The organism is Salifodinibacter halophilus (genome assembly GCA_012999515.1).
Lineage (GTDB): Bacteria > Pseudomonadota > Gammaproteobacteria > Nevskiales > Salinisphaeraceae > Salifodinibacter > Salifodinibacter halophilus.
The window spans coordinates 251110-269641 of the sequence record JABEEB010000001.1 but is presented as its reverse complement, the minus strand read 5'-3'; the positions used below and the strand labels follow the sequence as shown (position 1 = coordinate 269641).

17 protein-coding genes are annotated in these 18532 nt (G+C 60.1%); 14 read left to right on the top strand and 3 right to left on the bottom strand.

All coding sequences use genetic code 11. The features are described 5' to 3' along the window. Positions 1–11: 11 nt before the first annotated feature. The 5 genes from HKX41_01265 to HKX41_01245 are packed head-to-tail and all read left to right on the top strand — an operon-like array spanning position 12 to position 5249. Positions 12–782, top strand: coding sequence for an SDR family oxidoreductase (locus HKX41_01265; protein ID NNC22788.1), 771 nt, complete (start codon positions 12–14; stop codon positions 780–782). A gap of 3 nt (positions 783–785) precedes the next feature. After that, entirely contained in the window at positions 786–1988 is a 1203-nt protein-coding gene (locus HKX41_01260) for a fumarylacetoacetate hydrolase family protein (protein ID NNC22787.1), read from the top strand. A gap of 12 nt (positions 1989–2000) precedes the next feature. After that, positions 2001–3566, top strand: a complete 1566-nt coding sequence (locus HKX41_01255) for an aldehyde dehydrogenase (NADP(+)) (protein NNC22786.1) — start codon at positions 2001–2003, stop codon at positions 3564–3566. Positions 3567–3587: 21 nt separating this feature from the next. Beyond that, the gene (locus HKX41_01250) at positions 3588–4580 is read left to right on the top strand and encodes an FAH family protein (GenBank protein NNC22785.1); all 993 of its coding nucleotides are present in this window, start codon (positions 3588–3590) and stop codon (positions 4578–4580) included. Between the two features lie 27 nt (positions 4581–4607). After that, entirely contained in the window at positions 4608–5249 is a 642-nt protein-coding gene (locus tag HKX41_01245; GenBank protein NNC22784.1) for a 2-dehydro-3-deoxy-6-phosphogalactonate aldolase, read from the top strand. On the opposite strand, the gene HKX41_01240 is transcribed toward HKX41_01245, so the two are convergent. Further along, positions 5250–6191, bottom strand: a complete 942-nt coding sequence (locus tag HKX41_01240; GenBank protein NNC22783.1) for a sugar kinase — start codon at positions 6189–6191, stop codon at positions 5250–5252. A gap of 262 nt (positions 6192–6453) precedes the next feature. Between HKX41_01240 and HKX41_01235 the strand changes: the two genes are divergently transcribed. From HKX41_01235 to HKX41_01215, 5 genes are all read left to right on the top strand, one after another. Next, on the top strand, positions 6454–7557 hold the full coding sequence (locus HKX41_01235; protein ID NNC22782.1) for a galactose mutarotase: 1104 nt from the start codon (positions 6454–6456) through the stop codon (positions 7555–7557). Positions 7558–7651: 94 nt separating this feature from the next. Then, positions 7652–8743, top strand: coding sequence for a sugar ABC transporter substrate-binding protein (locus HKX41_01230; protein NNC22781.1), 1092 nt, complete (start codon positions 7652–7654; stop codon positions 8741–8743). 110 nt (positions 8744–8853) lie between these two features. Further along, entirely contained in the window at positions 8854–9786 is a 933-nt protein-coding gene (locus HKX41_01225) for an ABC transporter permease (protein NNC22780.1), read from the top strand. Continuing rightward, positions 9786–10559, top strand: coding sequence for a sugar ABC transporter ATP-binding protein (locus tag HKX41_01220; protein NNC22779.1), 774 nt, complete (start codon positions 9786–9788; stop codon positions 10557–10559). The genes HKX41_01225 and HKX41_01220 overlap by 1 nt, the downstream gene beginning before the upstream one ends. Positions 10560–10896: 337 nt before the next feature. Beyond that, the gene (locus HKX41_01215) at positions 10897–11661 is read left to right on the top strand and encodes an SDR family NAD(P)-dependent oxidoreductase (GenBank protein ID NNC22778.1); all 765 of its coding nucleotides are present in this window, start codon (positions 10897–10899) and stop codon (positions 11659–11661) included. Positions 11662–11673: 12 nt separating this feature from the next. On the opposite strand, the gene HKX41_01210 is transcribed toward HKX41_01215, so the two are convergent. Both HKX41_01210 and HKX41_01205 read right to left on the bottom strand, forming a co-directional pair. Beyond that, positions 11674–12162 (bottom strand): DUF1249 domain-containing protein, encoded by a 489-nt coding sequence (locus HKX41_01210; GenBank protein ID NNC22777.1) that lies wholly within the window; start codon positions 12160–12162, stop codon positions 11674–11676. Positions 12163–12366: 204 nt separating this feature from the next. Next, positions 12367–13206, bottom strand: a complete 840-nt coding sequence (locus HKX41_01205; protein ID NNC22776.1) for a kinase/pyrophosphorylase — start codon at positions 13204–13206, stop codon at positions 12367–12369. A 181-nt stretch (positions 13207–13387) separates the two neighbouring features. Between HKX41_01205 and ppsA the strand changes: the two genes are divergently transcribed. The 4 genes from ppsA to hpaR all read left to right on the top strand — a co-directional run bounded on the left by ppsA (position 13388) and on the right by hpaR (position 18235). Further along, a complete protein-coding gene (gene ppsA, locus HKX41_01200) occupies positions 13388–15763 on the top strand; it encodes a phosphoenolpyruvate synthase (protein ID NNC22775.1) in 2376 nt (791 codons plus the stop codon). A 21-nt stretch (positions 15764–15784) separates the two neighbouring features. Further along, a complete protein-coding gene (locus HKX41_01195; GenBank protein NNC22774.1) occupies positions 15785–16612 on the top strand; it encodes a sulfurtransferase in 828 nt (275 codons plus the stop codon). Then, complete coding sequence (locus HKX41_01190; protein ID NNC22773.1) at positions 16609–17481, top strand: DMT family transporter; 873 nt, start codon at positions 16609–16611, stop codon at positions 17479–17481. The genes HKX41_01195 and HKX41_01190 overlap by 4 nt, the downstream gene beginning before the upstream one ends. A gap of 280 nt (positions 17482–17761) precedes the next feature. Then, on the top strand, positions 17762–18235 hold the full coding sequence (gene hpaR, locus HKX41_01185; protein NNC22772.1) for a homoprotocatechuate degradation operon regulator HpaR: 474 nt from the start codon (positions 17762–17764) through the stop codon (positions 18233–18235). Positions 18236–18532: the final 297 nt, after the last annotated feature.

Here is an 18532-nt window from a genome sequence, read left to right as displayed (position 1 = left end):
GGTAGCGCACTATGACGACAAATACAATTTACCCGAGCCTAAACAATAAAACCGTGCTGATCACCGGCGGCGGTAGCGGTATCGGGGCCGCATTAACCACAGCCTTTGTGCGCCAGGGCGCCACGGTTGCATTTATCGATATAGACACGCTCGCCAGCGAGCAATTGATCGAATCCCTGCGCACCGAAAACAGCGACCATCGGGTCGAATTCCACCGTTGCGACATCCGCGATATCGCCTCACTACAGACCACGATTGCCGATATCAACGCCGCACTCGGCCCGATCACCGCGCTCGTCAACAACGCCGCCAACGACGATCGCCACGACTGGCGAGACGTTACGCCGGAGTACTGGGACGAACGCATGGCCATCAACCTACGGCCGCAGTTTTTCACCATTCAGGCGGTCGCGCCGGCGATGATTGACGCTGGCGGCGGATCAATCATCAACTTCGGCTCGGTTAGTTGGCAAAAGGCGCAAGGTTATATGCCTGGCTACACGACGGCCAAAGCGGCGGTGCACGGGCTGTCTCGGACCATGGCCCGAGATCTTGGCGAAGCCAATATTCGCGTCAACACGGTCGTGCCAGGTGCTGTGATAACCCAGCGCCAACTCGATAACTGGATCGGTCCGGACGACGAAGCACAGATTCAGTCCCAGCAATGTCTTAAAAAACGCCTGTTACCCGAACATCTTGCGCCGATGGCGTTATTTCTGGCCGCCGACGAGAGTGCGGGCTGCACAGCACAGGAATTCATCGTCGACGGCGGCGTGGTCTAAGCGATGGCACCGGTGACACCCACGCCGCGTGACTGCCTGCCGACTGATGTCGATAACGCAATTCTGGTCGGGCGTGTATGGCGTGAGGCGCCGAGCGCCGGGCCAAGTGTAGTGGCGCTCCGTGGCGGAGAACTTATCGATCTCGGGGCATACGCGCCAACCATGAGCGATCTGCTCGACGCCGACGACCCCGCGCGCATCGCCGCCGAGGCCCCTGGCGAGAGCCTCGGCCCGGTCGAAGACTGGCTGGCGCACGCCTCAACGCAGCCGCCAGCGACCGAGCATTTGCTAGCACCGGTGGATCTCGCTGCGGTCAAAGCAGCCGGCGTTACGTTTGCCACCAGCCTGCTGGAACGCGTCATTGAGGAACAGGCCGGCGGCGATCCCGCACGGGCGGATAGCGTTCGACATCAGCTACAGGCGAGCATCGGCTCGGATTTATCAAAGATCACGCCTGGTTCAGATGCCGCGGCCACGCTCAAGCGCACGCTAATCGAAAACGGCCATTGGTCACAGTATCTGGAGGTCGGCATCGGTCCGGACGCCGAGATATTCACCAAGTGCCAGCCCATGGCTTCGGTTGGCTTCGGTGCGACGGTAGGCGTGCATCCAGACTCGGTTTGGAATAACCCTGAGCCGGAGATCGTGCTGGCCGCTGATGCGCGCGGCAACGTTCGCGGCGCCACGCTCGGCAATGACGTCAACCTGCGCGATTTCGAGGGCCGAAGCGCCCTATTGCTGTCCAAAGCTAAGGACAACAACGGCTCATCGGCCATCGGCCCGTTCCTGCGCCTGTTCGACGAACAATTCACGCTCGATGACGTCCGCACAGCCCAGGTCAATCTAACCATCGAAGGCCGGGACGACGGATTCCGGCTCGAAGATCGGTCGGACATGACAAAAATCAGCCGGGATCCGCTGGATCTAATCGAGCAGACAGCCGGGGCCAACCATCAATTCCCCGATGGTTTCGTACTCTTCCTCGGCACACTTTTTTCGCCCAGCACCGACCGCGACCAAGCGGGTGCGGGCTTTACCCACCACCCGGATGACCAGGTGACCATTCACACACCGCGCCTGGGCGCGCTGGTCAACCGGGTCAGCCATTCGAATGCGATCCCGCCATGGAACTTCGGGATTCGCGCGCTCTATCACCACCTCGCCCAACGCGGATACGCGCCTGTGGGCGGACCAACAGCAACCTAAGTGGAGTACACCATGTCACAAGTTACGGGCCAGCATTTCATCAACGGCCAACGCGTCGCTGCCGGCGAAGCGAGCCTCTCAAGCCGATCGGCCGTCGACAATCAGCCGCACGAATGCGCGTTTTTCGAGGCAACATCCGACGAAATCAACGCCGCAGCCAAGGCAGCCGAAGCGGCATTTCCCGCCTTTGCCGCGACCACACCGAGCGAGCGCGCGGTTTTTCTGGAGACCGCGGCCGATGAAATTGAGGCCCGGCGCGACGCAGCCGTGCCCGAAGCCATGCGCGAAACGGCGTTACCCGAAGCCCGCCTGACCGGTGAGGTGAGCCGAACCACAAACCAGCTCCGATTGTTTGCCACAGTGCTACGCCGCGGCGACTATCTCGGCGCCCGCATCGATCCGGCAACCGAGAGCGCACCTGATATTCGCCAGATCAAACAAGCGCTCGGCCCGGTCGCCGTGTTTGGTGCATCCAACTTCCCATTCGCGTTCTCCGTAGCCGGCGGTGACACCGCTTCGGCGCTGGCCGCGGGCTGTCCGATCGTGGTCAAAGCCCACCCCGGCCACATGGTGACCGCCGAACTGGTCGCCGATGCCTTGACGGCCGCGGTCGACAAAACCGGCATGCCGGCCGGCACTTTCAACCTGATCTTCGGCGACCGCGTGGGGGCACAACTCGTACAAGAACCGGCGATCAAAGCAGTCGGCTTTACCGGCTCGCAGCAAGGCGGGCGCGCCCTATTCGACCTGGCTGCAGCCCGCCCCGAACCGATCCCAGTGTTCGCCGAGATGTCCAGCGTCAATCCGATGTTCATGTTGCCGGCCGCGCTGGAGACGCGCGGTGCGGAAATCGCCGAAAACCTGGCCGGCTCCGTGAGCGTTGGCGCCGGCCAGTTCTGTACCGGCCCCGGTGTGGTGATCGGCATTAAATCACCGGCCATGGATTCGTTTGTCGACGAGCTCGGCAAGCATCTGACCGACAAACCCGGACAGGTGATGCTCAACCAGGGACTACTGGCCAACTACCAGCATGGCGTAGCACGGCTAAACGATCTCGACGGGGTTACTGAGGCTGCGACCGGGCCAGCGGCGTCTAACGAAGCCGCAGCCCGACTGTTCACCGCCGACAAGGCGCGTCTGTTTGACGCTGACAAACCACTGATGGACGAGGTTTTCGGGCCGAGCACGGTGGTCATTGAAGTGGACGACGCAGCCGAGCTCGCGCGGGCCGCTGAAGTGATAAACGGCCAGCTGACGGCCACGATAACCGGCAACGATACGGATATCGACGCCCACGGCGAGCTCGTCGACATGCTGTCGCAGCGCGCCGGTCGTGTATTGTTCAATGGTTTCCCGACTGGGGTCGCCGTCAACGACGCCATAGTCCACGGCGGGCCGCATCCCGCAACGACCGATGCACGCGGCACCTCGGTCGGCACGCTGGCCATCGAGCGATTCCTGCGACCGGTTTGTTACCAGAACGCGCCAGCCGCCGTGCTGCCGAAACCGTTGCAAGACACGAATCCGCTCGGCATCCGGCGGCTGGTGCGTGGTGAGTCGACGACCGGCACCCTCTAACCGCCTCGGCGAGCAGCGCATATGCAGCTCATCCAGTTCGAAACCGCGACTCGGGAGCGGCGCGTCGGTGTCGTCAATGGCGACTGTGTCACCACGGTCAATGATATGGCCACCACATACGCGCTGGCGCGGGCAGCGATCGACGCGCGGCGGGATCTGGCTGCGGAAGTCGCGTTTCGGGGCACGGCCGACCATCCGGACAGCCTGACCGATTTGCTGGCCGCGGGTCGGGTGCTGCCACCGATCGATCACGCCGACCCGCACCACTGCCTGGTCACCGGCACGGGGCTAACCCACACCGGAAGTGCCGATACCCGCGATACCATGCATGCCGGCGCCGACGAGGCCGAGCTGACCGACTCGATGAAGATGTTCCGCTGGGGCGTCGACGGTGGCCGCCCCGATACCGGCGAAGCCGGCGTGCAACCCGAATGGTTCTATAAGGGCGACGGCCACATTGTCGTGCGTCCGGGCGCTGAACTGCCGGCGCCCGCATTCGGACTGGATCTGGGCGAAGAGCCAGAAATCGCGGGGCTCTACGTGGTCGATGCTAGCGGCCAGCCACATCGGATGGGCTATGCACTAGCCAACGAAGCATCCGACCATGTGACCGAGCGCCAGAATTATCTGTATCTCGCTCATTCGAAGTTACGGCCGTGCGCGTTCGGCCCGGTGCTGTCGACCGGCGCGCTGCCACACTCGGTCGCCGGCACCTCCCGCATCTGGCGCGACAGCACCGTGCTGTGGGAAAAATCGTTTGTCTCCGGCGAAGCCAATATGTCGCACAGCCTGGCCAATCTGGAGTACCACCACTTTAAATACGCACAGTTCCGTCAGCCCGGCGACGTGCACGTCCATTTATTCGGCACGGCCACGCTGTCGCTGGCCGATGGCATCGAAACACGTGCCGGCGATACGTTCGAGATCAGCGCCCAAGAGTTCGGACCAGCGCTGACCAATCCGATCGGCCGTGCGGTAAGCACATTCACGCCCGGCTCGGTTGCTATGCTTTAAGCAACTTGCTCATGGAAGGTGAACGCCATGTCACCAACACCGGATATCGCCGAATGGCTCGGCACCCAACTGCCACTAATCGCTATTCTCCGCGGTATCGACCCGCGGGAAGTCGATGATGCCGGCGAGATACTGCACACGCGTGGTTTTCGCGTCATCGAAGTACCGTTGAACTCGCCGCAACCGTATAACAGCATCGCGCGCCTGGCGCGCGCACTCGGCGACGAGGTGCTCATCGGTGCCGGCACTGTGACAACGTGCATCGAAGTGGACGCCGTGGCCGAAGCCGGTGGGCGGTTGATCGTCAGCCCGCATTTCGACCCGGCGGTCGTTGAACGCGCACTGGCACGCGAGCTGATCCCACTACCCGGTGTATTCACCACAAGTGAGCTGTTCGCCGCGTATCGCGCCGGTGCACGAGCGGTCAAACTGTTTCCCGCCGAGGCACTCACGCCGGCCAGCGTCAAGGCCATGATCACAGTCAAACCGAACGACTGCGAGCTGGTGCCAGTCGGCGGCGTCACACCCGCCAACATCACCGCCTATCTAGCTGCTGGCGCGAAAGGCGCGGGGCTCGGCGGTGCGCTCTACGCGCCCGGCATCAAGACAGACCAACTGGCCGCGAACGCCGATGCATTCGCGGCAGCGCTCGAAACAACGAAGCAGTAGTCAGCGGCCCAGCGGGCTCTCCTCGCCAAGAAACACCGCCAGTTCTTCATCTGTCGGCAAGTTTTCATAGTCGCCCGCGCCCGTCACGCAAATCGCACCGAGTGCCTGCGCCCGGCGTAAGCGTTCAGCCGGTGGGTGACCGGACAGCCGCGCGGCCAGATAGCCGCCAGCAAACGCGTCGCCAGCGCCTGTGGTATCGACCACCGAGACTTCGAACGCCGGTGCGTCGAAGCGCTGGCCGTCAATCACCGCCGACGACTGGCCACCGCCACGCTTAAACAGTACTTCGGCCGGCCCAGCCATGGCCCAGCGCTCGATCAACGTCTCGTTGTCGGTTTCGGGCCACAGCGCGGTCGCTTCTTCGTGACCAACGAATAGAATATCGACCGCTGCGAGCCAGCGTTCACAGAACCGGCGCGCCTCATCGGCCGACCACAGCTTGCCGCGATAATTGATATCGAAACTGACGGTCACACCGGCCCGGCGCGCCGTTTCAATCAGTTTTTCGACCAACGCCAGGCAACTAGCTGACAACGCCGGCGTTATCCCGGTTAAATGCAAAACACGTGCTTGCTTGACACCGTCCAGATCGAAAGTCGATGGACTCATCTGAGCGGCTGCTGATCCGGCACGATAGAAAAACGTGCGTTGGCCGTTGGCCCCGCTGTCACGCAGAAACAAGCCGGTGGGCGCCGTACCGCGCTGCACACGTCCCACGTCCACGCCTTCGGCGCGGACGCGTTCGACGATGAGCTGCCCGAGTTCGTCGTCGCCGACACGCGACAGCCAATCACTCGAATAGCCAAGCCGCGCCAGGGCAATGGCAGTGTTGGTTTCGGCGCCGCCGATCCGCAGCTGCAGCGCGCCGGCATGTCGAAGGCGCTCACCGCCCCCGGCATGTATCAGCGCCATCGTCTCGCCACAGGTTACGACATCGGGCATCAACTGCTCCTTCGGACGGAAGTGACGCGGGTTACACCCGCCTGATTCCGCGCATTCAGATCATTCTAATACTAAAGATGGAGCCGAAACGGCCAACACAGGCTGTCATCCGGTGCCATTTTAAATTATGTTCGCCATAACCAGCAAAAGTTAACCATATCGTTACCGGCACTGAGCATCAGTGCTTGGAGGATCTGCAATGCGAAGCTTTCGCACACCACGTTATTGCCTGGCCAATAGTGTCGCCATTATTGCGCTCTCGATGCTGGCCATCACCACAGCCAGCGCGGCTGGCCTTAACGTCGACAAATCGCAGTTCGACGAAACACCGGATGGCAAGAAAGTCACCCGCTATCAATTGACCAACCGCAACGGCATGCAGGTCAGCCTGATCGATTTCGGCGCCCGCATCCAAGCACTCAAAGTGCCGAATAAGAATGGCGACCTAGCCGACGTCGTGCTCGGCTTCAACGATGTCTCGGGCTACATCAACAAGAACAAATACATGGGCGCGACGATTGGTCGTTACGCCAACCGCATCGCCAACGGCGAATTCAAGCTGAACGGCAAGACCTACGAATTGCCCGTCAACAACGGACCCAACAGCCTGCACGGCGGCAACCAGGGCTTTGACCAACAACTCTGGCAAGCCCAGGTCATTAAACCGACAGACGCGGTGGGCGTTGAGTTCAGTTATCTCTCGCCAGACGGCGAAATGGGCTATCCCGGCAACCTCGTGGTCACCGTTCGCTACACACTCGATAACGACAATAACCTGCGGATCCACTACTCGGCGGTCAGCGACAAGGACACCGTCATCAACCTGACCAACCACGCCTACTTCAATCTCGAAGGCGCTGGCAGTGGCAAGGTGCTCAGCGACATCGCCATGATCAACGCCGACAAGTTTTCGCCGATCGACCAAACCCTCATCCCGCTCGGCGAGGCACGCTCAGTCCAGGGAACGCCATTCGACTTCACACAACCCACTGCCTTCGGCAAACACAGCGGCGATAAAACCAAACAGCTTTTACGCGCCGAATCCAAGCAAGGTGGTTTCGACCACAACTGGATTCTGAATACCGACGGCAACCTCGATGAACTGGCCGCGCGCGTCGTTGATCCAGAGGCTGGTCGCACACTTGAAGTCTATACAACCGAACCCGGTGTTCAGGTCTATCTCAGCAATTTCCTGCGCGGCAAATTCGCGGGCAAAAACGATAAAACTTATAACCACTGGGGCGCATTCACGATGGAAACGCAGCACTATCCTGACTCACCGAACCATCCGTCCTTTCCGAGCACCCAACTGCAAGCCGGAGAGAAATTCAGCTCCACCACCATTTACAAGTTTCTGCCGCAATAACACCAGCGGCCGGTGCCTAAACATGGAGCTCCGGCGCCTATACCTTTATCCGGCCCTCCGGGCCGATGCTGCTGACCTCGAAAGGAGATCAATGATGAGTGATGACAAACACGACGATAACGGCGAATCCCCCGAGCTTTCTCGACGCGGCGTACTCGGCGGTGCCCTTGGTGCCGGCGCGACGCTGGCAACACTCAGTGCTGGCCTGGGGGCGAGCACCTCGGCACTTGCTGGCAGTAAACACGATGCGACGCTGCCGGATCATCCGCAGTACAAATTCGCGTTCATCAACCACGTGACCACGAACCCGTTTTTCGTGCCCACTCAATACGGTGCGGCCGACGCCTGCGCCGCGTTCGGCTGCACCTATCAGTGGACCGGCTCACAGAAATCGAAATCGAGTGTGATGGTCAATCACATGAATTCGGCCATTGCCGCCGGCGTCGACGGGATCGCGGTCTCGCTAGTCGACCAACAAGCGTTCAGCGATCCGATCAACCGGGCGTTGGATAAAGGCATTCCGGTGGTTTCCTACAACGCCGATGCCGACAACAACCGGCTGGCCTATATCGGCCAGAAACTGTTCGAGGCCGGCAAATTGGTCGGCCAACGAATCGCCGATCAGGTCGATTCGGGCGATGTGGTCGGCTTTATTGCCACACCGGGTCAGCTCAACATCCAACCCCGGATGGATGGTGCCAAGCAGGCGATCGAAGCATCCGGCAAGGATATCCGCTTCCATCAGGTGGCCAGCGGCCCGACGCTGAACGAGGAAATCAACCGCGTCGAGTCCTACTATGTCGGCCACACAGACGTTAAAGGCATGTTCGCCGTCGACGGCGGCTCGACCGCGGCAGTCGGCAAAACCATGGCCAAGCACGGCCTGGCGGACAAGGGGGTCGTGAGTGGCGGCTTCGACATGCTGCCGCAATCGCTGCGCGCGATCGACAGCGGTGATTTGGGCTTCACTATCGATCAGCAGCCCTATCTCCAGGGTTTTTTCCCAGTCGCCGAGCTGTTCCTCTGGAACCTATCCGGCGGCTTAAGCGGTATCGCCGAGATGAATACTGGCCTGAAATTCGTCACTCAGGACAACGTCCAGTCGTACCTCAAAACGAAGACTCGCTTCCAGGGCAGCAGCAGCGACCAAAAAATCCTGGAAACTCCCGATTCGATCAGCGTGTAGGTTAGTCGATGGCAAAAACAACTGCGACGGGCAAACAAACCGCCCCACCCTCGACCAGTGACGCCGCCAACCGGCGCCAGCCTGTCTGGCGCCGGTTAGCTGTTTTCCTTATGACGCGTCGCGAGACGAGTATCGTGATTGCCGGCATCCTGCTGATTGCCTATTTTCAAATCACGACGTCGGTATTTCTGACCTGGAACAACGTCGGCACGCTCGGCCAATATGCAGCGGCCACCGCCATCCTGGCAGCGGGCGAAGTCTTAATCCTGGTCAGCGGCGAACTCGATCTGTCGGTGGGCATGGTCTATGCGCTGGCGCCCTTTCTCATGTTCTACGCACAGGGCGCCGGCATTCCGATCGTACCTGCGATCATTCTGGCCCTGCTGGGCTGCGCGATTGTCGGTCTTCTAAACGGCCTGATCACCGTGGTGCTCAACGTCCACTCGTTCGTCACCACCATGGGCATGTTGTTTCTGCTCAAGGGACTCACCTTGACGATCTCAGGCGGCTATCCGGTACAGCCGGACGCCGGACCCATTGCGACGGCCATATTCGGCGGTAGCGCCATCGCCGGGTTTGCTTGGGCGCTGGCGATCGCGATTGTGTTTCAGTTCGTTCTGGTACGCACGCGCTGGGGCCTTCATACCATTGCCGTTGGTGGCAATCTCCAGGGCGCAACCGAAGCCGGCGTGAAGGTCAATTTCGTCAAGATCCGCAATTTTGTGGTCTGCAGCATGCTCGCGGGTTTCGGCGGCGTACTCGACGCCTACCACATCGGTTCGATTACGCCACTGGCCGGCGGCACACAGATCATGTTCATGTGCATCGCCTCGGCCGTCATCGGTGGAACGCTGCTGGCCGGCGGCGTGGGCACCATCATCGGCGCTTTCTTCGGCGCGCTGGTGCTCGGCATTCTGAAAGACGGCTTCACGCTCGCCGGCGTGTCCGCCTATACATTCAACATGATTTTGGGGGTTGCCATTCTCGTGACCATGATCGTCAACGTCCATCTCGGACGTTTCAAGCTATTCGGAGGCCGGTGATGCGTAATAGCACTCAATCACTGCTCGAGGCCAATAACATCGCCAAGGAGTTCGGCACTGTTACCGCGCTCCAAGATGTGTCATTAAATATTGGCCGCGGCGAAGTGCTAGGCCTACTGGGCGACAACGGCGCCGGCAAATCGACGCTGATGAAGATCCTATGCGGCCTTCACCAGCCCACGCGCGGCGAGCTCATCTACGACGGCGAGCCGGTCTCACTGAAATCGGTCACGCATGCACGCTCGCTCGGAATCGACTGCGTACATCAGGACTTGGCGCTGATTCCTCAGCTCAATGTTTACCACAACATGTTTCTGCAGCGGGAATCGCTAACCGGTGGCCCCATGTCGATCCTTCGCAACAAGCCGATGCGGGATAAAGCACGGGAATGCCTGGCCGACATCGGTGTCGAGATACCGTCGGTCGACGTGCCGATCGGCAAGTTATCCGGCGGCCAGCGACAGGCTATCGCTGTGGCGCGTTCGGTCTACTCCAACGCACAGCTTCTGCTGCTCGACGAACCGACTGCCGCCATGGGCGCCAAAGAAGGCGCCATGATCCTCGACGTCATCAACCGACTGAAGGAAAAAGGCGACGTCTCGATCATCATCATCGCTCATAACTACGGGCATATCTTTGATGTCTGTGACCGCGTCAACCTCATTCAGGATGGCCAGATTACGTTCAACCGAGCCACCGCGGACACCTCGATACAGGAGCTGACCGACATCGTGGTCAACCAGTATCGCCAGGCTGCCGCAAAGTCGGCCTAAGTCGACGAGATCGCCCCGGTCGCGCGCTGACGCGATCGGGTGATCCGACTGCGCTTTCGTTCGGGATGAGCGCAGCATGCCACCACGCCGGCAACCATGGGCGACAGCGGCACGCACCGTTTCCGGCACCGCCCGGCGCTATCTTACGTGCGCTGCCTCTGGCGCTGTTAGAGCTGACCCAGTGGCGCCAGACGCGTCGCTTGTGGTCCGCTTGAAAAGCTTTCGACTAGTCGTTGCACATCTGTATTGCGGACATTCCTATCATGCGCGAACCGTTAATCTGGCCGTGCCGACACCCGTCGGCTCAAACGCACCCGACCAACACGCAAGGAGGCACATCGTGACCAACGTCGTTTTCATTACCGGGGCAACATCCGGTTTTGGCCGCGCCACGGCTTACCGCTTCGCCGAAGCGGGCTGGTCGCTCGTTCTCACAGGCCGACGCCGCGAACGCCTCGACGAGATCGCTGCCGATCTGTCAGCTCGCACGTCAGTACATACAGCGACACTCGACGTGCGTGATGCCGAGGCTGTGCGCCAGGTCATCGACGATCTGCCAGCCACATTTGCCAAAGTCACGGCTCTGATCAACAACGCCGGCCTGGCACTGGCGCCCGAGCCGGCGCAGCGTGCGGCTCTGGACGACTGGCACACCATGATCGACACCAACATCACCGGCCTCGTCAACGTCACCCACGCCCTGCTGCCAACGCTGACCCAAACCGGCGCGGGCGCCAGTATTATCAATGTGGGATCGGTCGCCGGCCACTGGCCTTACCCCAGAAGCCACGTTTACGGCGCCTCCAAAGCCTTCGTGGAGCAGTTTTCCTACAACCTGCGCTGCGATCTACAAGGCACGGGGGTGCGAGTGGCCGACATTGCACCCGGATTGGCCGAGAGCGAGTTTACGCTGGTCCGCAACCGCGGCGACCAGGCCGCTTATGATCGACTCTACGAGGACACGACACCACTACAACCAGCCGATGTCGCCGAGACGATTTTCTGGGTGACCAGCCTGCCGGCGCACGTCAACGTCAACCGCCTAGAGGTTATGCCGACCCGTCAAGCATGGTCGCCGTTCGCGGTCGAACGTGACACGTAACCCCGGCGCCGGCTACTCGGCCGCTTCGGTTGAATGCGAACGCGGTCGATGCGCGCCGCCAAAGCTATGACCTTGGGCGAGACAGTAAGCCAACCACTTATTGAGCATCAGGTTGCGTGGCCATTGATGGGCAACAACCGACTGGTCGATTGCGGGCAAACCGGCCAGCGCCGCGTAGCGCGACCGCTGATCGCAATAGATGGCCTCAACCAACCCTGCATCGCCATACAACCGCAGGCGCAGATCGGGATCGGGGCGGAGTTCGCCGTCGAACTCGAACCAATGGGTGAGATGCACGGTCGTGGTGTAACGACAACGCTCTAGTACGCGCAGGTAGAGCCAGTTGTCGGCGCCCCTCGATTCGGCGAACTGGAACGGCAGATCAACCTCCGGTACCAATCGTTCAAAGCGCCGATAATTGCTCTCATAGAGCGCCATCAATCCAGTAAAACTTCGCGGCCGCGCGGCGGCCAGCCAATGGTTACGTGTGGTGCCAGTCATGGGCGGATCATAAGGCACAGCCTTGGTATTTCAAACGCGGGCAACCGTGGCCGCCCGGCAGCGGCAAGCCGACAATGCCAAGAAAACCGTCAAACCGGCAGCTTCGTGTCGCACGCGACGGTGGGCGAGATACGACACAATGCCGCTACTGCTCGACCGGCTTTTGACAGAAGCACTGCTCTAGCGCCGGCCAAGCCGCAGTGTTTAAAAACCGGGGTGGCGAAGGTTTTTCGATTGCATGATCAGCGTCGCAATTTCTTCGATCGACTTGTGACTGCTGTTCGCCCACGGCACCCGATAGCGCTCAAACAACCCCGTCGCCCTTTCCAGCTCGGCGCTGACTTGTGCTTTTGAAGCGTAACGACTATCCGGTCGGCGCTGGTCTCGGATGCGCTGCAATTGTTGCGGCTCGATCCATAAACCATAGAGTTTTTCGGTCTGGTCACGCAGTACTTGCGGCATCCCGGCGCGGCCGATTTCATCTTCGTCGGTCAACGGATAGTTGGCGGCGAAAACCCCGAACTGCATGGCTAAATAGAGCGACACGGGCGTCTTACCGCAGCGCGACGGGGCAACAATGATGACATCGGCGCGATCGTAGCCGTTCGTCTTGAGGCCGTCGTCGTGTGCCAGCGCGTAGTTCATAGCCTCGATCCTGGAGGCATAAGCAGCGGTGTCGGCAATGCCGTGTGCCCGACCTTCACGATGCGTGGACGGCCGATCCAGCGCGTTTTCGAGCGTGCCGACGAACGCGTCGAACAAATCCAGAAACAATGCACTACTGTTGTCGCGCAAGACCGCACGCGCGTCATCGTTGACCGTTGTCGAGAACACAATCGGCCGGATGCCGGCGGCACGCCCAGCGTTTTCGATCTTGTTGACGGCTTCATGCGCCTTATCGGGCGTATTGATAAATGGCAACGTCGACTCGTTAAAACGACCATCGTCAAACTGCGTGAGCAGTGTCGAACCAAGCGTTTCAGCCGTAATGCCGGTGCCATCGGAAACAAAGAATATCGGCAAGTGGTGATGAGCTGATGGCATGCGAGACTCGCGATCTAACAAACGTAACCCTGCATTCGACCATGTTCTGAGCAGTCGTGCTTGCATGTTTCATCTTTTGAACGATATGTCGATTTTGCTCAATCAAAAGACGCAGCTACTTACGCAAAGCGCTATTAGTAGGCTAGGGTAGGCACACTGTGTTCAACACGACTTAATCAACGTGAGCGACAAACATCTGGTCTGGTTACACGAACTGAACATGAACGACGTCGAGCGCGTCGGCGGCAAAAACGCCTCGCTCGGCGAACTGATCGGGGGGCTCAAATCCGCCGGCGTCAATGTGCCCGGCGGATTTGCCACAACCGCGGCCGCCTACCGCGAGTTTCTGGCCCATGACGGTCTCGCCGAACGCATCAGCGCAACGCTTGCAAAACTCGACGTCGACGACGTCAACGCACTGGCCGAAACCGGCGCGACCATCCGTGGCTGGGTGCACGATCATCCGTTCCCTCCCGAACTGGAAAGCCAGATTCGCGAGGCGTTTGCCAGCCTGGCCGAAAAAGACGGCGACATCGCCGTGGCCGTGCGCTCCTCGGCAACCGCGGAAGATCTGCCCGACGCCTCCTTCGCCGGTCAGCAGGAAACGTTTCTGAACATCCGTGGCATCGAGAATGTGCTGGCCGCGATCCGCGACGTATTCGCCTCGCTTTTCAACGACCGCGCGATCGCTTACCGCGTACATCACGGTTTCGAACACGACCGCGTCGCCCTATCCGCCGGGATTCAACATATGGTTCGGGCCGATACCGGCGCATCGGGGGTGATGTTCACCATCGACACCGAGTCTGGCTTTGACCAGGTCGTATTCATCACCAGCGCCTGGGGCCTCGGTGAGGCTGTTGTACAGGGCGCGGTCAACCCGGACGAATACTATGTCTACAAGCCGAACGTCGATGCCGGACGCCCGGCAGTGCTGCGGCGCAGCCAAGGCGATAAGGCGACCAAGATGGTCTATACCCGCGACACCGGCCACGAGCAGACAACTGCGTTCGTCGACGTCGATGCCGCCGAACGCGCCCGTTTTTCACTGACCGATGCCGACGCCGAGGCATTGGCCGCTCAGGCGTTGGCGATCGAACGTCACTACGGTCGCCCCATGGACATCGAGTGGGCCAAGGACGGTGAAACCGGTGCACTGCACATCCTGCAGGCGCGTCCGGAAACCGTTCAGAGCCGTCCGGGCGCAGCGCTACAGCGCTACCACCTGGATTCGTCCAATAGCGACGTGCTCGCCGAAGGCCGTGCCATCGGTCAACGTGTGGGTTCTGGCCCCGTTCGCAACTTGGCTTCGATCGAGGAAATGAACCGCGTCGAACCCGGCGACATCCTGGTCACCGGCATGACCGACCCGGATTGGGAACCAATCATGAAGCGCGCCGCCGCAGTGGTTACCGACCGTGGTGGGCGCACTTGTCATGCCGCGATCATCGCGCGAGAACTCGGCATTGCGGCCGTTGTTGGCACGGGCGACGCCACACAACGACTCACCGAGGGCACGCCTGTCACCGTATCCTGCGCCGAAGGCGATGCCGGCTTTGTCTACGACGGCGAGCTTGATTTCTCGGTTGAGGATCTATCCATTGAGACCATGCCGGATATCGGCACCAAACTAATGGTCAACGTCGGCAATCCAGACCGTGCATTCGATTTCGCCTCCGTGCCGAACGCCGGTGTGGGGCTGGCGCGGCTCGAATTCATCATCAATCGCCAGATCGGCATCCATCCGCGCGCCGCACTGGCCTACGCCGAGCAACCAACCGAAACCCGTCAGGCAATCGACGCCCAGATCAGTGGCTACGCCGACCCCGTAAGCTTCTACGTCGAACGGCTGGCCGAAGGCATCGCCACCATTGCGAGCGCGTTCGCGCCCAAGCCCGTGATCGTGCGCTTATCGGATTTCAAATCCAACGAATACGCCAACTTAATCGGCGGCTCGACTTACGAGCCAGACGAGGAAAATCCGATGCTCGGTTGGCGTGGTGCCTCACGCTATCAGGCCGACGATTTCCGCGCCTGTTTCGAGCTCGAGTTGGCCGCAGTCAAACGCGTGCGTGACGACATGGGGCTTTCCAACGTCGAAATCATGATCCCATTCGTGCGCACACTCGACGAAGCCGAGGCTGTCACGCAGATCCTCGCCGATAATGGCCTCGAGCGCGGGCGCGACGGCTTGCGGGTGATCATGATGTGCGAGCTGCCGACGAACGCCCTGCTGGCAGACCAGTTTCTCGACTATTTCGACGGCTTCTCAATCGGCTCCAACGATTTGACCCAGCTGACACTCGGTCTCGACCGCGATTCCGGGCTGGTTTCGCACGCTTTCGACGAACGCGACCCCGCGGTCAAAGCACTGCTCGAACCGGCCATCGCTGCCTGCAAGCGACGGGGCAAATACGTCGGCATCTGCGGCCAAGGCCCGTCGGATCATCCGGATCTTGCACACTGGCTCCTTGAACGCGACATCGACAGCATGTCGCTCAACCCCGACACGGTCGTATCGACGTGGCTTTACCTCGCAGGCGACAATACACGCTGAAACCATAATCCGGAGCCTGGCATGGCAAACACATTGCCTGTGTTTATCGACCCCAAGACCCTGGCCGACATCGTTGACCGCGACGACGTCCAAATCGTCGCCGTCGATAGCGAGGCCGATTTCGCGACCGGCCACATCGAGGGCGCACACCGCATCGACCTCGGCGCTATCGTCGCCAGTCAGGGACCATTCAAAGGGGTACTGCCCGAACGACAAGTAATCGCCGATGCCTGCTCGGCCGCCGGTCTTCGCAATGACGCCACGATCGTCGCCTATGATCGCGCCGGCGATGCCCAGGCCGCACGTTTGCTCTATACACTCGACGCCATGGGCCACGACCACATCAGCCTCCTGGACGGTGGTCTTGCGGCCTGGGTGAATGCCGGACAGGCATTGGCGAGTGGCCAGCCCAAAGTGCAGCGTACGGATTTCCGCGTCGAACGCCGGGATTCAACGATTGCTGATCGCAACTGGATTGAAAAACGACTCGATTCCGACGATACCCAGTTCCTCGACGTGCGAAGCGTGGATGAATACGCCGGCCGCGACGTCCGCAGTGCCTACGGCGGCCATGTCCCGGGCGCCGCCCACCTAGACTGGACCGATTTCAAGGATGCCAACGGCTGCCTGAAGCCGCACTCCGAGATCGAAGCACTGTTGTCGCAACGAGGCCTGTCGCCCGATCAGGACGTCGCCACCTATTGCCAGAGCCACATGCGCTCATCCTATGCCTATCTGGTATTAAAGGCACTCGGCTATACGGGGGCACGCGGCTATCCCGGCGCTTGGTCAGACTGGGGCAACCGCGACGACACGCCGAAAGAAACCGGCGGTCCAGTCGACGCGTGACTGACCAGCTCGGCCGAGGCGCGGCACTGGCCGTCGCTGGCGCGGCCGCGTTCGCCTGCATGAGCGCGGCTGTCAAAATCGCCGGCCACGAGCTGCCCCCATCGGTGACCGTTTTTTTCCGGAACTGCGTCGCCTTGGTGCTGTTGATACCGCTAGTGCTCATGAAGAGTCGTCAGGCCGGCATATCATTTCGCACCAACCGCCTCGGCATGCACTTGATCCGTGTTGGGACCGGACTGGCGGGGATGTACTGCTTTTTCTACGCCATCTCGCAGATTCATCTGGCCAACGCCGTGCTACTCAACTACAGCCAACCCTTGTTTCTGCCGTTCATCGCCTGGGCCTGGATCGGCGAAAAGCCACCTATGCGGATATTCCCCGCTGTTGCCCTCGGGTTTATCGGCATTACCGGCATTCTCAAACCCGGGCTGGGATTTGTCGGCATCGCAGGCGTCGCGGGTGTTACGGCCGGCTTACTCGCGGCAACCGCCATGGCTTCGATACGCCGCATGGCGACGACCGAACCCGCGCTTCGCATCGTGTTCTACTTCAGTTTGCTAGCCACCCTCTTTTCCGCCTTGCCGGCTGCAGCCTTCTGGCAAACACCGACACCGACCGAATGGTTGGCACTAATCGGTGCCGGCGGCTTCGCCGTAGCCGGTCAACTCTGCCTGACACGCGCCTATACACTGGCCCCAGCCGCCCATGTCGGCACCCTGGTCTACAGCACGGTCGTATTCGCCACGTTGATTGCATGGTTGCTCTGGGGCGAGGCACCGGATTACATCAGCATACTCGGTGGCATACTCGTCATCGCAGCCGGCTCGATTGTGGTTTTTGCCCGACGCCCACGAGAGTCAAGCGCATAACGCCCATACCGGATTATTCAATCCCCAGCTGCGCGCGTTACCTGCCGTAAATGCCACGGACTTACCCAACCAACGGCGTGCTACGGCATCATCTAAAACCAATTCGCCGTGGTTATCTACGGGGCTTCGCCGTAGAACCACGGATTTGCGATTATTGAGATCCGTTTTATGGGCATCGGGATAAGCCGAACCAACTTGAGCATATGTAACGGTACCACCCGCCCTCTTTAAGTGAACGTTACTGCACAAGCGCTCAATTAACCTCCAACCATAGATGATGATGAGTGAAATAAATACACAAGAACAGGAGCAATTGGACGATTACGCAAGGCATCCGCTCGAAACAAGGCGCGCCTTACCCATGACCTTGCTCCGAGCACGCGAAGCTATCATGGCTCGCTTTCGTCCCATGTTGACCGCACACGGCGTCTCCGAGCAGCAATGGCGCGTTATGCGCATTCTGGCCGAGGAAGACACCCTTGATGCATCCGAAGTCTCAAAACGCGCTTGCATTTTCGAATCAAGCCTATCACGAATTATAAAAACACTTGAAAAACAAGAATTTGTAGCGCGAGACCAAGATTTGCTTGATGCGCGACGTATTCGTTTACGGCTGACAGAAGACGGGCATCGACTGATTGGCAAGCTCACTCCGGAAAGCCTTGAGATCTATACCAACCTCGAAAAAGAGTTCGGAAAAGAGCGTGTCGCAATATTGATTAGTATGCTTAATGAACTTACAGAATTAAACTAAATCGAAGCTCGCCCAAAACACTTGGCTAATTCTCGATGGCCTCGTTACCACCCTTTCGCTATAAGTGTCAGACCTATAGTCAACGGTGTGGTATCTATAAGCGCTAACCGCCTATATCTACGCCTCCGGACCAACCAACACTGATTCAAAGAATCCAAAATCTTCTTTGGCGACAAATCGCTAGAGTATCTGCACCAGCGCTGGCTCAATAGAAACCGCGCTCGCCGCGCGCCGCGCCGGTAACAGGTCAGGAGTGAATCCGAGTAATCATGCCTGACAATAAAGCTCATCCAGTTC